Source organism: Hymenobacter sp. DG25B (genome assembly GCF_000801315.1).
Taxonomy (GTDB): domain Bacteria; phylum Bacteroidota; class Bacteroidia; order Cytophagales; family Hymenobacteraceae; genus Hymenobacter.
On the sequence record NZ_CP010056.1, the window covers coordinates 37,714 to 53,660 of the forward strand.

Annotated in this window: 14 protein-coding genes; 4 read left to right on the top strand and 10 right to left on the bottom strand. The window is 57.9% G+C overall.

The window, feature by feature from the left end; genetic code table 11:
* Window positions 1–193 precede the first annotated feature (193 nt).
* Entirely contained in the window at window positions 194–1,603 is a 1,410-nt protein-coding gene (locus tag PK28_RS19345; protein WP_197070536.1) for a metallophosphoesterase, read from the bottom strand.
* 392 nt (window positions 1,604–1,995) lie between these two features.
* On the opposite strand from PK28_RS19345, the gene PK28_RS17550 reads away from it, so the two are divergent.
* On the top strand, window positions 1,996–3,393 hold the full coding sequence (locus PK28_RS17550; RefSeq protein ID WP_044517999.1) for an alpha-amylase family glycosyl hydrolase: 1,398 nt from the start codon (window positions 1,996–1,998) through the stop codon (window positions 3,391–3,393).
* 291 nt (window positions 3,394–3,684) lie between these two features.
* Here the strand turns inward: PK28_RS17550 and PK28_RS17555 are convergent, their stop codons facing one another.
* The 6 genes from PK28_RS17555 to PK28_RS17580 form a co-directional block, all read right to left on the bottom strand.
* Window positions 3,685–4,260 (bottom strand): dihydrofolate reductase family protein, encoded by a 576-nt coding sequence (locus PK28_RS17555; RefSeq protein ID WP_044518155.1) that lies wholly within the window; start codon window positions 4,258–4,260, stop codon window positions 3,685–3,687.
* Between the two features lie 127 nt (window positions 4,261–4,387).
* The gene (locus PK28_RS17560; RefSeq protein WP_044518002.1) at window positions 4,388–4,765 is read right to left on the bottom strand and encodes a VOC family protein; all 378 of its coding nucleotides are present in this window, start codon (window positions 4,763–4,765) and stop codon (window positions 4,388–4,390) included.
* A gap of 109 nt (window positions 4,766–4,874) precedes the next feature.
* Window positions 4,875–5,711 (bottom strand): alpha/beta hydrolase, encoded by an 837-nt coding sequence (locus PK28_RS17565; RefSeq protein ID WP_044518158.1) that lies wholly within the window; start codon window positions 5,709–5,711, stop codon window positions 4,875–4,877.
* A 35-nt stretch (window positions 5,712–5,746) separates the two neighbouring features.
* A complete protein-coding gene (locus tag PK28_RS17570; protein WP_044518004.1) occupies window positions 5,747–6,517 on the bottom strand; it encodes a LytR/AlgR family response regulator transcription factor in 771 nt (256 codons plus the stop codon).
* Complete coding sequence (locus tag PK28_RS17575) at window positions 6,432–7,721, bottom strand: sensor histidine kinase (RefSeq protein WP_048826556.1); 1,290 nt, start codon at window positions 7,719–7,721, stop codon at window positions 6,432–6,434. Before PK28_RS17575 ends, PK28_RS17570 begins: the two co-directional genes overlap by 86 nt.
* Window positions 7,722–7,807: 86 nt before the next feature.
* The gene (locus tag PK28_RS17580) at window positions 7,808–9,049 is read right to left on the bottom strand and encodes an acetyltransferase domain-containing protein (protein WP_082017248.1); all 1,242 of its coding nucleotides are present in this window, start codon (window positions 9,047–9,049) and stop codon (window positions 7,808–7,810) included.
* A 416-nt stretch (window positions 9,050–9,465) separates the two neighbouring features.
* On the opposite strand from PK28_RS17580, the gene PK28_RS17585 reads away from it, so the two are divergent.
* From PK28_RS17585 to PK28_RS17595, 3 genes are all read left to right on the top strand, one after another.
* On the top strand, window positions 9,466–10,302 hold the full coding sequence (locus PK28_RS17585) for a phosphatase PAP2 family protein (protein ID WP_082017249.1): 837 nt from the start codon (window positions 9,466–9,468) through the stop codon (window positions 10,300–10,302).
* Window positions 10,303–10,398: 96 nt separating this feature from the next.
* Window positions 10,399–11,112 (top strand): phosphatase PAP2 family protein, encoded by a 714-nt coding sequence (locus PK28_RS17590; protein WP_048826561.1) that lies wholly within the window; start codon window positions 10,399–10,401, stop codon window positions 11,110–11,112.
* Between the two features lie 56 nt (window positions 11,113–11,168).
* Window positions 11,169–11,936: a COG4705 family protein gene (locus PK28_RS17595; protein ID WP_044518006.1), complete on the top strand. Its 768-nt coding sequence runs from the start codon at window positions 11,169–11,171 to the stop codon at window positions 11,934–11,936.
* A 55-nt stretch (window positions 11,937–11,991) separates the two neighbouring features.
* Here the strand turns inward: PK28_RS17595 and PK28_RS17600 are convergent, their stop codons facing one another.
* The 3 genes from PK28_RS17600 to PK28_RS17610 form a co-directional block, all read right to left on the bottom strand.
* Window positions 11,992–12,405, bottom strand: a complete 414-nt coding sequence (locus tag PK28_RS17600) for a cupin domain-containing protein (protein WP_044518170.1) — start codon at window positions 12,403–12,405, stop codon at window positions 11,992–11,994.
* 187 nt (window positions 12,406–12,592) lie between these two features.
* Window positions 12,593–13,075, bottom strand: a complete 483-nt coding sequence (locus PK28_RS17605) for a DUF2231 domain-containing protein (RefSeq protein WP_044518009.1) — start codon at window positions 13,073–13,075, stop codon at window positions 12,593–12,595.
* A 399-nt stretch (window positions 13,076–13,474) separates the two neighbouring features.
* Window positions 13,475–15,520 (bottom strand): HelD family protein, encoded by a 2,046-nt coding sequence (locus tag PK28_RS17610; protein ID WP_044518011.1) that lies wholly within the window; start codon window positions 15,518–15,520, stop codon window positions 13,475–13,477.
* Window positions 15,521–15,947 lie beyond the last annotated feature (427 nt).

A 15,947-nucleotide genomic window follows, 5' to 3' on the forward strand; every position in this document is an offset into this window, starting at 1 on the left:
AGCTCATAGCCACGCCTAAAACTTCTGCCCAGTTTTCACCGGTAAGCGCACCATTGAAGCCCACGGCCCAAACCTAAAGGATTAAACCCCGGTGAAGAACAAGGCTGCACTGCCCCATTTTGCCAATACTAAAGAGCTGTTGAGTAAGACTCATTGTATTGCTGGCTAAAGCCATTGTTAAAATGCCTGGGCCTTAAAACCTGGCCAGACGCTGACTAAAAAGTCCGCTTTTAAGCCGCACCGTGGCCTGATACAGGCCGGGCTGCAACGCAGGGCAGATTTCCACACGGTTTATGCCCGGCTGCACCAGCTGCATCTGCTGCCACACCAATCTGCCACGCCCATCCGAGAGCGTCAGCTGGGCTACCTCGGCTCGGGCACTGGTAATATCCAGCGTGAGCTGCTGCTTAAAGGGGTTTGGGTAAGCGCTTAGCCCCGGTGCGGCACCAGTAAACTGCACTGATACGGGCCCATAATACGTGGACTTACCGGATGCATCTTCCTGGCGCAGCCGGTAGAAGTAAAGGCCCGCCCTGCCCACCGCTGCATCAGTAAACGAGTAGCTGGTAGCGCTATTACTGCTTTCCATGGAACTGGCTATATACCCAATGCTCTGGAAGCGCTGGCCCGCGGGTGCTACTTCCACGCCAAAACCACGGTTATGCTCCTCCATGGCCGTAGACCAACGCAACAAGGCGCCACTGCCCAGCCGCTGCGCCGTAAACGACGTAAGGGAAACCGGTAGCGGGTCGCTCTCCAAAGAAAAATAGTCCATCAGCTGCCCAGAGCGGGTAAAAAACTGCCCCGTGAGGGTATTATGCGAGGCGGTAAGTAACAGGGCGCCATAGTCGGCGGCGTATAAGAACTGCGTATTTATACTGGGTTTTGCCACGCGGGTAAGCTCGCTACCACCCACCCCATTCACAATGTAGGTCAGCCCATCTACCAGCAGGCGCTCATAATGGTGGTTGTGCCCCGCCAGGACCAGCGAAGCTCCCCACGCTTTAAACGGCCACTGCATCACGGTAATATTGCCGTACACCCCGGATGAGTAAGGCGCATGATGGAAATACACAATTTTCCAGGGCTTACTGGAATTTGCCAGGCCTGCCTGCAGCCACTGCGCCTGCTTAGAAGTATTGCTGATGCCATCCGGCTCCTCGGAGTTGCTATTCAGCACGAAGAAATGCACGTTGCCCCGCACATAGTCATAATACCGCTCATTGCCGGGCAGACTAAAATAACTAAGGTAAGGCTGCCCGCTGCTGGTTAAAAAATCATGATTACCCAGGCTGGGAAAAAATGCGTTGGCTTTGGTAGAAGAGGCTGCGCCAAAAGAGCCCGAATAAGGGTAGATGTAGCTATGATAGTATTGCCCGATATTCCGGTCAATGGTAGCCGCCTCACCGTATTCGTAGTTATTGTCGCCCATCGTAATGATGAAGTCAGGTTTCCAGCTTAGCACCAGAGCGGCTACATCCTGCTCGGGTATTCCGGCCTGTCCATAATCTCCGATAGCGGCAACCCGCTGCGCCGTTCCTTGCAGTGAATTCAGGCAGAAACCTATTGCCAGCCAAACACACCACACCCATTCCCTACCCATAGGCGCCAACATTTAATAAGCATTTCAATACTTAAATATAATAAATGATATTGTTATATATTTTGTTGTTATATTTCTATTATTTAACTAATGAATAAATTCTTGTGTTTTGGAAATTCCTAAAAGGCTATAGCTGGCAGGCGTAATACCGCTTTATCCATAAAATAAGTAACCACCTGGAGGCCCGGTATAAATGACATTTATTTTTTATATCGTTTTGAATATCAATTGAATCTAGGAGCGCTCCATTTCCTTGAAGCGAAGTCAGCAAGGCAGGAGCATCCTTTTTTCATGCTGAACTAATCAGGCAAGCATTACCTTAGACCAAAGCCCAACTGTGCTATTACACACACCGCAGGCCTTTCCTACTTATGCTGATAGCTCATCCCTTCATGTTCAAATTGAATCTCGTGATTAAAAAAAGGCTGGCGCTCCTGCTGGCAGTTGGTATAATGGCGGCTTGCAAAGCCGATGTGCCCGCTACGCCTGCCCCGGTTAACAATCCAACCACTACTACGCCACCTCAGTATGGCACACCATTCGCCGGCGTACCCGACCGGCAGGACGCCGTTATTTACCAGGTGAATATGCGCGCCTTTAGCCAAAGCGGCAATTTTGCGGGCGTTACGGCCCGGCTTGATTCCATTAAAGCGCTGGGGGCAAATGTAGTATACCTCATGCCTATATATCCGATTGGTCAGGTAAAAGGCGTGAACTCGCCTTATGCCGTGAAAGATTACCAGGCCGTAAACAGTGAGTTTGGCACCCTGGACGACCTGCGTACGTTAGTTGATGCCGCCCATGCCCGTGGTCTGAGCGTGATGCTGGACTGGGTTGCCAACCACACCAGCTGGGATAATGCCTGGATATCGGCGCACCCCGACTGGTATCTGCAGAACACCAACGGCACCATCCTCAGCCCGCCCAACACCAACTATACCGATGTGGCCCAGCTCAGCTTCAACAGTGCACCTATGCGCCTGGAGATGATTTCGGCTATGAAATCCTGGGTATATACCGCCAACGTGGATGGCTTCCGGTTTGATTACGCCGATGCGCCGCCCGCCGAATTCTGGAAGCAGGCCGTGGATACACTGCGCCACATTAAAACCCACAAACTCCTCCTGCTTGCTGAGGGAACCCGCAGCTCCCACTTCACCAGCGGCTTTGACTACATTTTTGGGTTCAATTTTTATGGCGGCCTGTGGGATGTGTACCGCCGCGATGCACCCGCTACTACGTTTGATGCCCTGAATACGAAAGAATACCTGGGCGCGACGGGTACGCAGCAAGTAGTGCGCTATACCACCAACCACGACGTAAATGGCTCCGATGGCACGCCCGTTACCTTATTTGGAGGAGATGCCGGGGCAATGTCCGCCTTTGTAATTGCCTCCTGTTATAAAGGCGTGCCCATGATTTACAACGGGCAGGAATCGGGGATGCGTACAGCCATTCCCTTTCCCTTCACCTCGGTAAAGGTTAGCTGGGATGTTCATCCGGAAGTGACGCAGGCGTACAAGCAGCTGCTCCGAGCCCGCGCCGGCAGTGCGGCCCTTCGGCACGGCACTCCCACCTCGTACAGCACCGCTGATGTTTGCGCTTTCACCAAAACGGAAGGTACTGAGCAGGCCTTTGTACTGGTAAATGTGCGCAATGAGCCTGTGGAATATACCGTTCCGGCTGCCCTGGCCAATTCCACCTGGACGAATGCTCTGCTGAATAAAACCGAAACCCTCGGCAGCAAAGTTGTCCTGCCAGCTTACGGCTATATGGTGCTTAAGAAGTAGGGTAGAGTACTCCATGGGATGTACAAATGCCTCTGGCCGTGTTAGACATTCCCAATTCTTCCGGGGCTAATGCGTCTTATGATTTGGGAAGTCAAACCCATGATAAGATACTTTGTGCGGCCCTTGCCTAAGGCCAGGTCATCATTCTCGGCTTTTTTGATTTCTATAATCATAAGTACCTGCATTCCGTTTTCCTCACCAGATTCTGGGTCAGGCTCCTCATCAGTTCCATCTAATAAAGAGCCTAATCTGCCCAGTGTAACAGGAAGCTTTATTTTCTCGATATTCCACTTAGGTTCGCAGGGCTCCAACGGGCCGGTATGTGTTGATGAGCACGCCCGTGGACAACAACTGCGTGCTCACGAAAACCAGTTCGCGCGGGTCAGCCCGTTCCGAAAAGAAGCGCTTGCCCCGGCCCAGCAATACCGGGTAGACCAGTAGTACCACCTCCTCAACCAACCCTTGTTCGAGCAACAGGGAGGTCAGCGTGGAACTGCCCCAGACAATCAGGTCCGGACCGTCTGGGGCCTTGAGGCCGCGAATACCCTCCATAATGTCCGCGCCTAAGTCCTGGACCGGGCCCCAAGTGAGGCTGTCCGGGTGGTGGGTCGCCACGTATTTCGTCGCCGCGTTCAGCGCGTTTGCCATCGGACTATTCCCGGCCTGGGGCCAGAAGCCGGCCCAGGTATCGTAGGTACGGCGGCCCAGCAGCAGATCGAAGGGGCTGCCCTGGGCCTCGACCACGGCCGCTAATCCTGCCGGCGTCCGATACGGTGCCGTCCAGTTGCCATGCGCGAAGCCTTCACCATCTTCGTGCTGAATCACGCCGTCCAGCGAGATGTGCGCCATTATTCGGATCTTCCTCATCTCGTCAATTAGTTGTTTACTTTTGATACCCGATTTAAAAGAATGGATGCTCCGAAGGAGGAGCAACCGGGAGTAATCGGAGGGTAGTGGCGGCTGTTTGCCTTCATTTTTCAGCCATTGTCCGGCACTACCTGGCCGACATTTGCTGCAGCGTCCACGTATTGCCATCGGGGTCCTGGAAGCCGGCGTACAGCATGCCGCCACCCAGGTCTTGAACGGCACCCATGGGCACGCCCCGGCCTGCCAGCTCTGCGCGGGCTTGCGTTAAATCCGCCACTATCAGGTGCAGGCCCCGCAGGGAGCCTGGCGCCATGGTCAGGCCGGCTAATCCCTGGCTCAGCACAATGGAACAGGCGGAGCCCGGCGGGGTGAGTTGCACCACCCGCACTGCGGGGCGGGGCTGCACGTCGTGGTCGAGCACAAAACCAACCTGTTCAGCATAAAACGTTTTGGCGCGGTCGATGTCGCTGACCGGTAGGGGCACGAGCTCCAGTTTTAACTCCATAAAACAAGCGCGAAAAGGAAGGGTGAAAAGTTCGATAGCCGTTGCACGGTAGCTTAAGCCGGTTAGCGCCAACAGCGGGCGGCGTAATGTAGGCGCACGCTGGCCCCGGTTATTGACCGGTGGGCTGCGGCCGGGGCTTGAAAACCAGGCGAAATGCCCGGAGCGCCGCCGGATGGTAAATAGTAGCGTGCGTTTCCTCCGGCATGGGTTGATAATACCAGGTGAGGCGGCTCTGCGGAACTTTTTGTAGCACGCCGGCGAGGCGAAGTGCCTCGGGTGCTTTATAACCGTCCCGGCTGAATGCCACGTACAGCGTTTTGGCCGGGTCGCTATAGGAGCTCAGCCGCTGAGCCGCCTGGTCTACCAGCTGGCCCTTGTTCCACCACACGCTGGGGTCAAATGCCACGTAAGTATCAAACAAAGCCGGCTCCAGCACCAGCGTTTCCATTACAAATAAGCCGGCCAGCGACTCCCCCACAATGCCCGTTTCGCCGGTGGTGCGGTAGCGCTGCCGGATCAGTGGCATAAGCTCCGTGCGCAGAAAGGTGCGGTAAGCCGCTGAGCCGCCAACTTTGGGCGCAATTTTGCGGTCCTCGGGGTCGGTGGTGGGGCCGGTAAGGTCGCGCCGGCGCTGGGTGTTTTCGATGCCCACCAGGATAAAGGGGCGCATGGTATTATTGCCGGTGAGCACCTGCACCAGGCCCGCTACATGCAGAAAATCTTCGCCCAGGCCGCCGTCGGGCATATACAGCACCGGCAGCCGGATTGCTGCCGAGTCAGCGTAAATGGGCGGCAGATACACGTTGATGCGGCGGGTTTCGCCGAGCGCCGCGGAGGTAATCGTGAAGGTTTGACCGATGGTCAGCGGGGAAGGCTGCTCCTGGGCCCGTGCCACGGGGCTTAAAGCAAGCCGGAGCAAAAACAGGAAGAGAAAAAGCAGATGGATGGCTTTCAAAATCAGTTGAAATAAAGGTTAAGCAACTATCCTCGCACGCCAAGAAAGGCAGGCAGGTTGTTGCGGTAGTTGCGGGTCCATTTGAGCGTTTCGCCGTTGGCCATTTTCACTAGATATTCGCCATTAAAGTAGGTTTCCAGTTCGATGATGTGGTTCAGGCCCACGATGCAGGAGCGGTTGATGCGAGTGAAATCCAGCGAGGCCAGCTGCGGCTCCAGCTGGGTCAGGCTCTGGTAAATGAGGTGGGTGTGGGTAGCTGTGTGTACGCTGATATAATTGCGGTCCGCCTCGAAATACAGAATATCGGCGGTTTTCACGAAGAACAGCCGGCGCTGCTCCTTCACCAGCAGGCGCTGCAGAAACGCGGGCGCGGGCGGGTCTACTTCCGTTAGCAAAGCCTGCAGCGCCTGGGTGGAGGCGGCGCTGATGCGCGCGGCCAGGTGCTGTTTCACGCGGTCCAGGGCCTGCTGAAAGCGCAGTCGGTCAAACGGCTTGAGCAGGTAGTCGGTGGCGCTGACTTCGAAGGCGCGCAGCGCGTACTGGTCAAACGCGGTGGTGAAGACCACAAAAGGCTGATGGTAGGGCCAGACTTCGCGCAGCACTTCGAAGCCGTCGAGCTCGGGCATCTGCACGTCTAAGAACACCAGATCGGGCCGCAGCTGCAGAATCTGCAGCACCGCTTCGGTTCCGTTGGCAGCCTCGCCCACTACTTCAATAGCGGGTTCGTCCCGAAGAAAAGTGTGGATGATGCGGCGGGAAATCTGTTCGTCGTCCACAATCAGGGCGCGGTAGCTCATACAGAGGCAGGGGCAGCGTAAGTAAATTCCGGAACCGGCGCCGGAGCCTCGGCGAAGGGCACGCGCAGCCGCACCAAGGTACCGCCGGGGCGGGCTGGTAGAATTCGAGGCGAGCGACGCCGTGGTACAGCTTTTCCAGCCGGGCGCGGGTGTTGCTCAGCCCAATACCTTCGGTTGTCCCATGGCGCCGGGGGCGGGCTGGGGTGGCGGCGCCCGGACCGTTGTCGTGCACTTCCACCACCAGGTCTGCTCCCTCACGGCGGGCCACGATACGCACCAAGGCGTCGCCGGCCAGCTGCTCAACGCCGTGCACCATGGCATTTTCCACCAGCGGCTGCAGCAGAAACTGCGGAAACAGGCACCCACGCACCTCGGCGGCAATTTCCAGCTCAACGCGCAGGCGGTCCTGAAAGCGAATCTGCTGGATGTGTAGGTATTTGCTGATAAACTGCAACTCCTCCCGCAGAGGGATAAGCTGCGCATCGCCATTGGCCAGTACGGCCCGGAGCAGGTCGCTCAGGGAGGTGACCATGGCCATAGCCCGGTCGTTTTCCTGCGCCAGAATCAGGCCCACAATGGCGTGGTGGGTGTTGAAGAGAAAGTGCGGGTTGAGCTGCATCTTCAGAGCCTGCAGCTGGGCGCCGGCCAGCTGGGCCTTGAGCTGCTCGTTGGCTAGCTGGTAGCGGGCATTCTGGTGGTGCAGGGCCTGGTTGCGGTAGGCGTAGGCCACCACGCTGTACACCAGCACCAGCAGCAGGTACATGGCCAGCGAGTTGCTCAGCCGCAGCAGCATACTGGCCCAAACCCCGTCGGGGCTCCAGGCGCGGCCTGTGCGCAGCCCAAGTACCTGGTAAAGCAGGCCGTACACCAGCCCCGCAATGAGCAGGTTGAGCAGAAACATGGCTCCCAGGTGCAGCAACAGGTGGCGGGCCAGCCGGCCCGGCTGCCGCGGCGAAGTGAGTGGTGCGCGGTGCGCCAGATACAGGATAAGGGGCGTGCTGAGCAGCCAGAGCCCACTGCGCAGCACCATGTCCAGAGTTTCGGTGCGCGTGAGGCCGTGGCCGGTCTGCAAGGACCAGTAGGCCGAGGTCTGCAGATAGCCCAACAGGGCAAAGCCGCTCCAGAACAAGGCAGCCACTGCCCAGAAAAGGCGGGGGCGCACCGGTATGCCGGCGGCCTGAAACACGGTTTGCAACAAGTTCATTACCCTGAATGTACGCGGATGCCTAACGGCTTTTGCATGATAGTACTTAAATGCAGCCCGCCGCGCCGCTTTTCCCACCGCTAAGCTTATAGGTATGACAGCCACCAGTGCCTATGGCGCCGTTTATAAATCCCGTACCAGCGGCAGGGCCAATACAGCGCCAGCACCACCAGCGCCCACACCATGTAGGCCCGCAGCAGGCTGGGAAGGTAGGCGGCGGGCCATTCCTCCACCGAGGCAAAGGAGAAGTTTATGGCCTGCCCAAAGGCTACCCGGGTCCAGAGCCAGGCCGCGCCGCTGATGAGCATCAGGTGCGCAACGAAGTAGAAAAACGGCACTTGCCCGAAGGTACGCGCCCAGCGGGCCGGCCGGCCCGCTGCCTGCTCCGTTACGCTCAGCAACAGCAGCGCCCCGCCCAAAGTAAGGCACAGAAACAGCAGGGAAGGCGGGTACTTGGTTACGTTCAGAAAGGACATAATGCTGTAGCCAAGGCCCCGCGGCTGCGCGCTCCAGGGCATGGGGTCGCCGTACCAGTTGGTGGCCCGTAAGGCCGTAAACAGCCCCAGTGCTAACAGGCCGGCCCACCGCAGGCGGCGGTTTCGCTCCGGCAGCGGCAGCACAAACCAGGGCCCCAGCACGTAGCCGGCCAGCATCACGCCCAGCCATGGTCCCACGGAATAGGCCACCAGCAGCGGCGGCAACCCCGCAATGGGTAGTACAAAGGGTGGGTTGTGCAGCAGCGCCCAGCCCGCATTGCCCGCCGTCACGGGCTGGATAACCGGCAGGGCATCGTGCCCGGCCAAGATAACCAGGGCCAGTAAGGCGAGTACGCCGCGCGGCAACCAGATGAGAGCGGCCAGCAGCACCATGCTGCCGCCGATGGCCCAGATGACCTCCAGCAGAATCAGATTGTACTGCCACTGCAGCACAAGACTGATAACCACCACTTCTACCGCCACCAGCCACAGGCCCCGTGAGAGCAGAAAGCGGCTTGTCTGGGCCCGGAAAAGGTATTTCCGCGCCGAAAGCCAGATGCTCACGCCCGAGAGAAATACGAAAGTGGGCGCGCAGAAGTGCGTGACCCAGCGCGTGAAAAACAGTGCCGCCGACGCGTGCGCCACGTCCTCCGCCCGCATCGTCATGGGCGACCAGAACTCGCGAATGTGGTCGAGAGCCATGATGACCATTACTACCCCGCGCACCACATCAATGGCCTGCACCCGCGGCAGCTCCGGGGGTGTGCTTTCCCGGGTATATCTACCCGGGTGTGAGGCCCATGTATCAGCCAGAGGGGCGGGGGCTAAAGAACTGTACGGTGGCAGGGCCATGTGTTCTATCAGAGTTTTTTTTCCGCTGTGAAGTAATCGGGCTGGCTCCAGGGTTCCCAGTAAATTTTTCCGGCCGGAGGCTTTTTTTATTCAACCCGTGCTTTGGGCTATCCGAATAAGCTGCATCAAACCTGGCCTGGCAGCGCTGGCCGGCTTGGCCTGACCACCACAGTGGTTGAGTTATTCCCCGGTCATTTTAACTGACATGGCAGTAGCTGTTTTCAGGCAGGCAAACCAACCCCGGGCTACTGCTAGTCAGTAGCATCCAGAGCATCAACAAATAGCAGTGGAAAGGAAAGTACTGATAATACGGCATACTCTGCAGTAGAGTACCTGTATTTGGCCATGTAATCTGTGGGCCACCGGAGTAGGTAGCCCGGGAGGAATTTGGTAGCTTACTTCCATAAAAAGCCGCTATGAAACGCTTCCTGATTTTGCACTGCTGGAGTCTGCGGGTAGCCGGGGTCCTGGTAGTGGTGCTGGGCGGTAGCCAGCAGCTTTTTGGGCAGCAGCCGTTGGCGCTTTCCCAACATCCCTTGGCCATATCTTCACCAGATTCTCTGACAACCGGTGCTGCCCAGCGCGGCCCTGCCTGGGTACAAGGCAGTGAGAAACGCCCCTTATTGGTTTCCTCTTTGCTGATCAGTGCCGGCGCCCTGACCATGGCCAAAATGCACCTGGTGGAAACGGATGAGGAGTTGCACGAGGAAATCCGGGAACATATGGCCCGGCCCACCACCACCCTGGACAATCAGCTGCGCTATCTGCCGGGCGTGGTTACGGTGGGCCTGGGACTGGCTGGGGTGAAAGGCCGCCATACGCCCGTCGATCAGGTCCTGCTGGGCGCCTTGACATATACCATCAACGATGCGGTGACGAGTCACCTGAAAAAGCTCACCCACGTGCTGCGGCCCGATGGCTCCAACTTTCACTCCTTTCCCAGCCAGCACACCAGCACGGCGTTTGCCGCCGCCACCTTTCTGCAGAAAGAGTACGGCGGACGTAGCGTATGGTACAGCGTGGGCGGCTATTCCGTGGCCGCCGCTACCGGCAGCCTACGCATGGTGAAAGATGCCCACTGGCTTTCTGATGTGCTGGCCGGAGCCGGCATTGGTATCCTCTCCACCGAAGCGGCTTACTGGCTCTATCCCCGCCTGCAGCGCCCTGTGCGCAAATTGGTGGGCCACCAGGCCATGGTACTGCCCAGCTACCAATGGGGGGCTGCCGGCCTCACGGCCGTGGTGGTACTGTAGCAGTCGGCTTCAAAGTCCCATTAAAAGCAAACCTGAGAGCGTGCATGGACTCCTTTTTTCTGCTTCTACCGTAGAAGGCCGCGTATCTCAGATTTAATGATGCGTAACTCACTGTTGGGCTTTACAGCCCTGATCTGGCGTAAGCACCATCCGCTACTGCTATGGCTGCTGCTGGGCTTTCTGGCTCCCTGGTTTGTGTTTCTGAAGGTGGCCCAGGAACTGTGGGAAGATAAAGGGTTTCCCATCGACCAACTGATCCTGGATGTTGTGCATGCCCACCATAGCGCCGGGCAGGATGCCGTGGCGCAAACCCTGGCCCAGGTAGGCGGCCCCCTCTGGATGCCCGGGTTGGAAGCCATAGTGCTGGTGGGGCTCCTGTGGGCGGGCTTCCGGCGGGCTGCCCTGTTTATCCTGCTTTCCACCGGCGGCGCGGCCCTTTTGAACCTGTTTGTGAAATTTATGCTGGCTCGTGCCCGCCCGGATGTCGTGTGGGCCGGAGTGACCCTAGATTCCTATAGCTTTCCCAGTGGGCACGCCATGGCCGCCGCTGCGCTGGGCCTGACGGTAGCTATTTTACTGTGGCCCACCCGGGCCCGCTGGCTGGCGGTGGTCCTCGGCACGGCCTGGATGCTGCTCATGGGGTGGTCGCGGGTTTATCTGGGCGTCCACTTTCCCTCGGATGTATTGGCCGGCTGGGTTGGTTCCATTGGGTGGGTAGTTGGGGTGCACATGCTGTTCACCCGCAGCGCCGATGAGGCCCAGAACTTATGGGGCGATGCCCGTATCTATTGGGCGGGAAAACAGCCATAAGAAGGCGCCACGCCTTTCCCTTCATTCGCAAAACCTTACCGCTTACGCTGAAATACATGAAGAAAATCCCCGAAGTGACCCTGTTATTCTGGGTGATGAAGATATGCGCCACCACCTTGGGCGAAACCGCCGGCGACCAGCTGGCCCAAACTATGCAGGTGGGCTACGGAACCAGCTCCCTGATCCTGATTGGTATTTTCCTGTTCACCCTGGTCGTACAGCTCTCGGTCAACCGCTACATCCCGGCCTTGTACTGGGCCGTAATTCTGGCTACCAGCACGGCCGGCACCACCCTGTCTGACTACATGGACCGCACCCTGGAGCTGGGCTACGCCACGGGCTCGGCGTTGCTGATTGCCATTCTACTGGTGATTCTGGGGCTGTGGCGCCAGAGCGAAAAGTCGTTGTCCGTCAATCAGATTACTTCCCGGCGGGGCGAGCTGTTTTACTGGGCGGCCATCCTGATTTCCAATACCCTGGGCACAGCGCTGGGCGACTTCCTGGCCGATGACTCCGGCCTGGGCTTTGGTGGAGGTGCGCTGCTGATTGGCTCGCTGCTGGCCCTGGTGGTGGTAGCCCATTACTACACCCGCATTTCCGGGGTGCTGCTGTTCTGGATAGCCTTTGTGCTGACCCGCCCTTTTGGGGCCACCTTCGGCGACCTGCTCACCAAATCCCCGGAAAAGGATGGCCTGGGCTTCGGGACCCAGGGCTCCTCCCTCATTCTCTTTGGAATGCTGGTGCTGCTGGTTCTCTACGCCTCCTTTACCCAGACCCCCGCCGCACAGGTACAAACCCGAGGCGGGGAAGACCAGCCGGGGTAATAAAGCCAACATTCGTTTTAACGCTCCCTACAGTGACTCTTGCCCGGCCGGGAAGCTACTCCGAGGTTTTGCCGTTAAAGGGCGCTTCGTTTCCTTCAGCTTCCTGCTTAGTAGCGCGCACTATTCCATCCTGGTGCTGGGGCGGGGCATAAATGGTGTAGAGCTGCAGGGCTTTGGTCGCGTCGGTGTTAATGACGTTGTGCGTTGAGCCGGCTGGCGCTACTATGACGTCCCCATCGGTTACGGGGTAGCTGTGGCCATTGATGATGCACTTACCCGTGCCCCCTTCGAAGCGGAAGAACTGGTCGTGCCCCTGGTGCACTTCGCTGCCGATTTCCTCCCCGGGCTTCAGGCTCATGAGCACCAGCTGCATATGGCGGCCGGTGTACAGCACCTGCCGGAAGTTGCGGTTGGCCCGCGTGGCCCGCTCAATGTTAGTGTGGAAACCCTTTAGCTGGCTGGTTTGCACGGGAGCTTCCGCGCCCGCGCCCGCTGCCGGATTGGCATTGGGGCCGGCCGTAGCCGCGCTGTTGTCGGTGTTAGAATTGGGCGAGCAGGCGGGCAGGACGGCCAGCATCAGGCCCGCGAAAAGGAGGGAAGCTTTCATGGAATGGGAATAAAAGGTCCAATGAAATCGGTTTGCACGCCGCGCTGTCTTAGTCCTCAGGGCCTTCTCCGGTTTTGGAGGGTGCCACGAAGGATTTGCGGGCCTCGGGGTGCATAATCTGCCCGCCCAGATAGCCAGTGCGGGCCAGCAGCCCAAAGCTCACTACCGCGCCCACCAGCGTCAGGCGGGTGAGAAGGGGACTGCGGGGGTGGGAGCGAACAAGGGGCAGCAGGCTAATAAAAGCCAGTACCCCCGTAGCTTCCATCACCCAAAAGCTCAGCTCGGCCGCTTCCTCATGCTCATGAATCAGGGGTTCCGACACGCCCGGCTGGTCCTCCACCAGCTCTTCCGCCTCGCTACCCGTGAGTTGGGTGGGAATGGTAAGCAACGCCGTGATGACCAGCGTTACCAGGCCGGCCCGGCTCAACGAATCATTAGCACGCACGACAGCCCAGAGCAGGAGCAGCAGCCCAAATAAGCTCCCCAGGATGGGAACGTGGTTCAGAATCAAATGCAGATGGGCTTGATTCATAAATAAAGGCCAAAACCGGTAAGGAACATTCGGGCAGGTCCCGCCGGAATCAGTAGCAGCGGCCTGCCGGGCAGGCGGGAGCAGGCCGGTAGCAAGCCCAGTCCCTAGCGGAAATAATTCAAATAATTATTAGACTAATATAATATTAAACCCGGGTCTGTGCCATGACTTTTGTCACTTAAATACACCCTCTTCTACCAAAGACCAAGCTGCCGCTGATGTCGCGTCAATGGTTCTGGCTGTCCGGCAGGATCATCATGCTCCCGCCTCCACGTAACATGTAGCATCAGGCGCCAGCCGCTTTCCGCCCATTTCCGGGCCGCCCACTTGCTTATTACCAAGCGGAACTGCAGACCCGCTCCATCCTGAAAACCTCACCGTATGCCCGGCCGGGGCTTTTCAAGCAGACAGGAAAGCGGTGATGGTGCCGGAATATGTGAGCGTGAGTTGGTGCATGGCCCGGGTGCACGCTACATAAAGCATGCTCCGGTCCACCTCCGTTTTGTAATGCCGGGCCGAGGCAAAAGGCACAATCACCTCATCAAATTCCAGCCCCTTTGCCAGATGAGCCGAGGTGATAATAACCCCTTCTTTGAAGGTGGTGGACTCCTCCGTGAGCAAATGCACGCCCGGGGCCTGCAGCGCCTGATACGCCTGACTGGCCTGCCGCAGGGTTTTGCAGATGATGCCCAAGGAATGATTGCCGGAGCTTTGGAAAGCGGAAATCAGCTGTTTGATGGTTTCCTGCTCCTCTTCCTGGCTGTGGCATGGCACCAGAACAGGTTCCTGCCCATGCCTTTCCAGCGGAAGGATATGCGGATTAGGCGTGATGCGCTGCGCGAAGGCTGTAATTTCTATGGTGGAGCGGTAGCTGCGGTAGAGCTTCACCACATCGGCCTGCGGAAACACCCGTTCAATGGTTTCGGCCGAGGAGGCGCTGTACGGATTTACCGTCTGGCTTACATCACCCAGAATGGTCTTCCGGCAGGAAAATAAGCGGGACAACACGGCATACTGCACCGGGGTGTAGTCCTGCATCTCATCCACCAGCAAATGCTTTACCTGATCATAAGCCGTGATGCCTTCCAGGCGCAGGCGCAGGTAAATCAGGGCAAACACATCCGCGTACTCCAGGTGCAGGCGGTGGTCGAGCTTCAGCAGCTCGGGTTTACCCATCCAGCGGTAAAAATCCCGGTAGAGGTCCAGCACATTATGCAGCCGGAACATGCGCGGAACAGCTTCCCCGATGCGGGCTTTCTCCTGCCCAGTCAGCTTGCGGCGGGTGGCGTCGCGCAGGTAGGCGCGAACATCCTCGGCCACCAGCGCAAAGCGTTTTAACATCGGAACCCGATGATAGGCTTTGAATTTCTGCTGAATAAAAGCCTGGGGGATAATGGTTTGCCCCACCCGCAGCTCAGTTACATTGAAGTAATTATTCTCAATATGAATCAGGTACTGATTCAGCTGGCTCAGGAACTCAAACGATGATTTAAACCGGATGCGCTCAATGAAAGCCGGGTCGGGGCGTTCCAGCAGCATGGAAACCTGCTCGAAGAAAGTCTGGAACGAGTACCGGTTTTCCAGCAGGTCGGTGGCCAGCTCTTCCATGCCCAGCTCCGGAATGTGCTCTTCCCCCAGCTCGGGCAGCACGTTGGAGATGTAATCGGCAAAGACTTTGTTGGGCGAAATAATCAGAATGTCTTTGGCCGCAATAGTCTCCCGGTAGCGGTACAGCAGAAACGCAATGCGGTGCAGGGCAATGGAGGTTTTGCCCGAGCCGGCCACGCCCTGAATGACCATCACCGTGGCCTCCTCGTTGCGGATTACCGCATTCTGGTCCCGCTGAATGGTGGCCACAATGTTCTTCAGCTTGTCGTCGGAGGAGCGGGCCAGCTCCTGTTGCAGCACGTCGTCCTGAATGTTCACCTCGCTGTCGAGCATGAACTCAAGGCGGCCGTCCCGGATCCGGTACTGCCGTTTCAGCTCAATGCGGCCCGGAATGGTGCCGGAAGGGGTAGGGTAGGAGGCCTCGCCCAGCTCGTAGTCGTAGAACAGGGAGGAGATAGGAGCCCGCCAGTCGTAAATCAGGTTCTGGCGCCGCCGCTCGTCAAAAAAGGAGTGCACCCCGATGTACACCGGGGCAGCGGGCTTGCCCTGGACGGCAAAATCAATGCGGCCAAAGTAAGGCGACTGGCTTAGCTTGAGGAGCTTGCGTTTGCGGGCCACGGCTCCTTCGCCGGTAAAAGCCATGCGGTTGATGGACTGGCCGGCGGCCACCATATCCGCGTCGTCCATACCCGACTGATGCTCATGGATATATTGCTTTTTCTGCCGCAGCTCGTCGGAAAACTGCCGTACGGCGTCATCTACCCGGCGAACAGCCAGCGTCAGCTGCTCCTTCATTTTCTCCAGATACTCTCTTTCTTCCTGCTCCGTGGCGTTCATCACTTATGGTTCTTGGAAAACGGACCGCAAAGTTGACAGCATATTCCGGTCCGGAGAAGCGTTGAGCATATTTTATTAGGTAACCCCGCGGAGAGAATGATAGGTCTGGGCTACAGTTTAATCCAAAAGCTAAACCAGCTGGTGGTTACCGGTCACCTGGTGCTGCTTGGCTAAGGCCCGCTACGCTGTATGGGTGCAGCCTGAAAGCGCCACCCTGCCGGCCTCACACATCAATATGCTGCTTCATTGTTTTCCCGATAAAAAAGTGCGACATGCAGTATTCAACCGCTGGTAGTAATCTTGTTTTCTGCTGATTATGCGCATATTGTAAGAAACAACTCCGGCCGAGATGGGCGCTACGCCACGGCGCCACGGCGGGGCCGGTAGCCGCGTGCCAGCCCATGTACGTCCATTGGTACCCCATGCC

Excerpts from the sequence above, each read along its gene's own strand:
- PK28_RS17560 (WP_044518002.1), bottom strand. The coding sequence starts at position 4,765 with ATGGAGTTAAAACTGGAGCTCGTGCCCCTACCGGTCAGCGACATCGAC.
- PK28_RS17610 (WP_044518011.1), bottom strand. The coding sequence starts at position 15,520 with ATGAACGCCACGGAGCAGGAAGAAAGAGAGTATCTGGAGAAAATGAAG.
- PK28_RS17570 (WP_044518004.1), bottom strand. The coding sequence starts at position 6,517 with ATGAGCTACCGCGCCCTGATTGTGGACGACGAACAGATTTCCCGCCGC.
- PK28_RS17585 (WP_082017249.1), top strand. The coding sequence starts at position 9,466 with ATGAAACGCTTCCTGATTTTGCACTGCTGGAGTCTGCGGGTAGCCGGG.
- PK28_RS17555 (WP_044518155.1), bottom strand. The coding sequence starts at position 4,260 with ATGAGGAAGATCCGAATAATGGCGCACATCTCGCTGGACGGCGTGATT.
- PK28_RS17595 (WP_044518006.1), top strand. The coding sequence starts at position 11,169 with ATGAAGAAAATCCCCGAAGTGACCCTGTTATTCTGGGTGATGAAGATA.
- PK28_RS19345 (WP_197070536.1), bottom strand. The coding sequence starts at position 1,603 with ATGGGTAGGGAATGGGTGTGGTGTGTTTGGCTGGCAATAGGTTTCTGC.
- PK28_RS17575 (WP_048826556.1), bottom strand. The coding sequence starts at position 7,721 with ATGAACTTGTTGCAAACCGTGTTTCAGGCCGCCGGCATACCGGTGCGC.
- PK28_RS17550 (WP_044517999.1), top strand. The coding sequence starts at position 1,996 with ATGTTCAAATTGAATCTCGTGATTAAAAAAAGGCTGGCGCTCCTGCTG.
- PK28_RS17605 (WP_044518009.1), bottom strand. The coding sequence starts at position 13,075 with ATGAATCAAGCCCATCTGCATTTGATTCTGAACCACGTTCCCATCCTG.
- PK28_RS17590 (WP_048826561.1), top strand. The coding sequence starts at position 10,399 with ATGATGCGTAACTCACTGTTGGGCTTTACAGCCCTGATCTGGCGTAAG.
- PK28_RS17580 (WP_082017248.1), bottom strand. The coding sequence starts at position 9,049 with ATGGCCCTGCCACCGTACAGTTCTTTAGCCCCCGCCCCTCTGGCTGAT.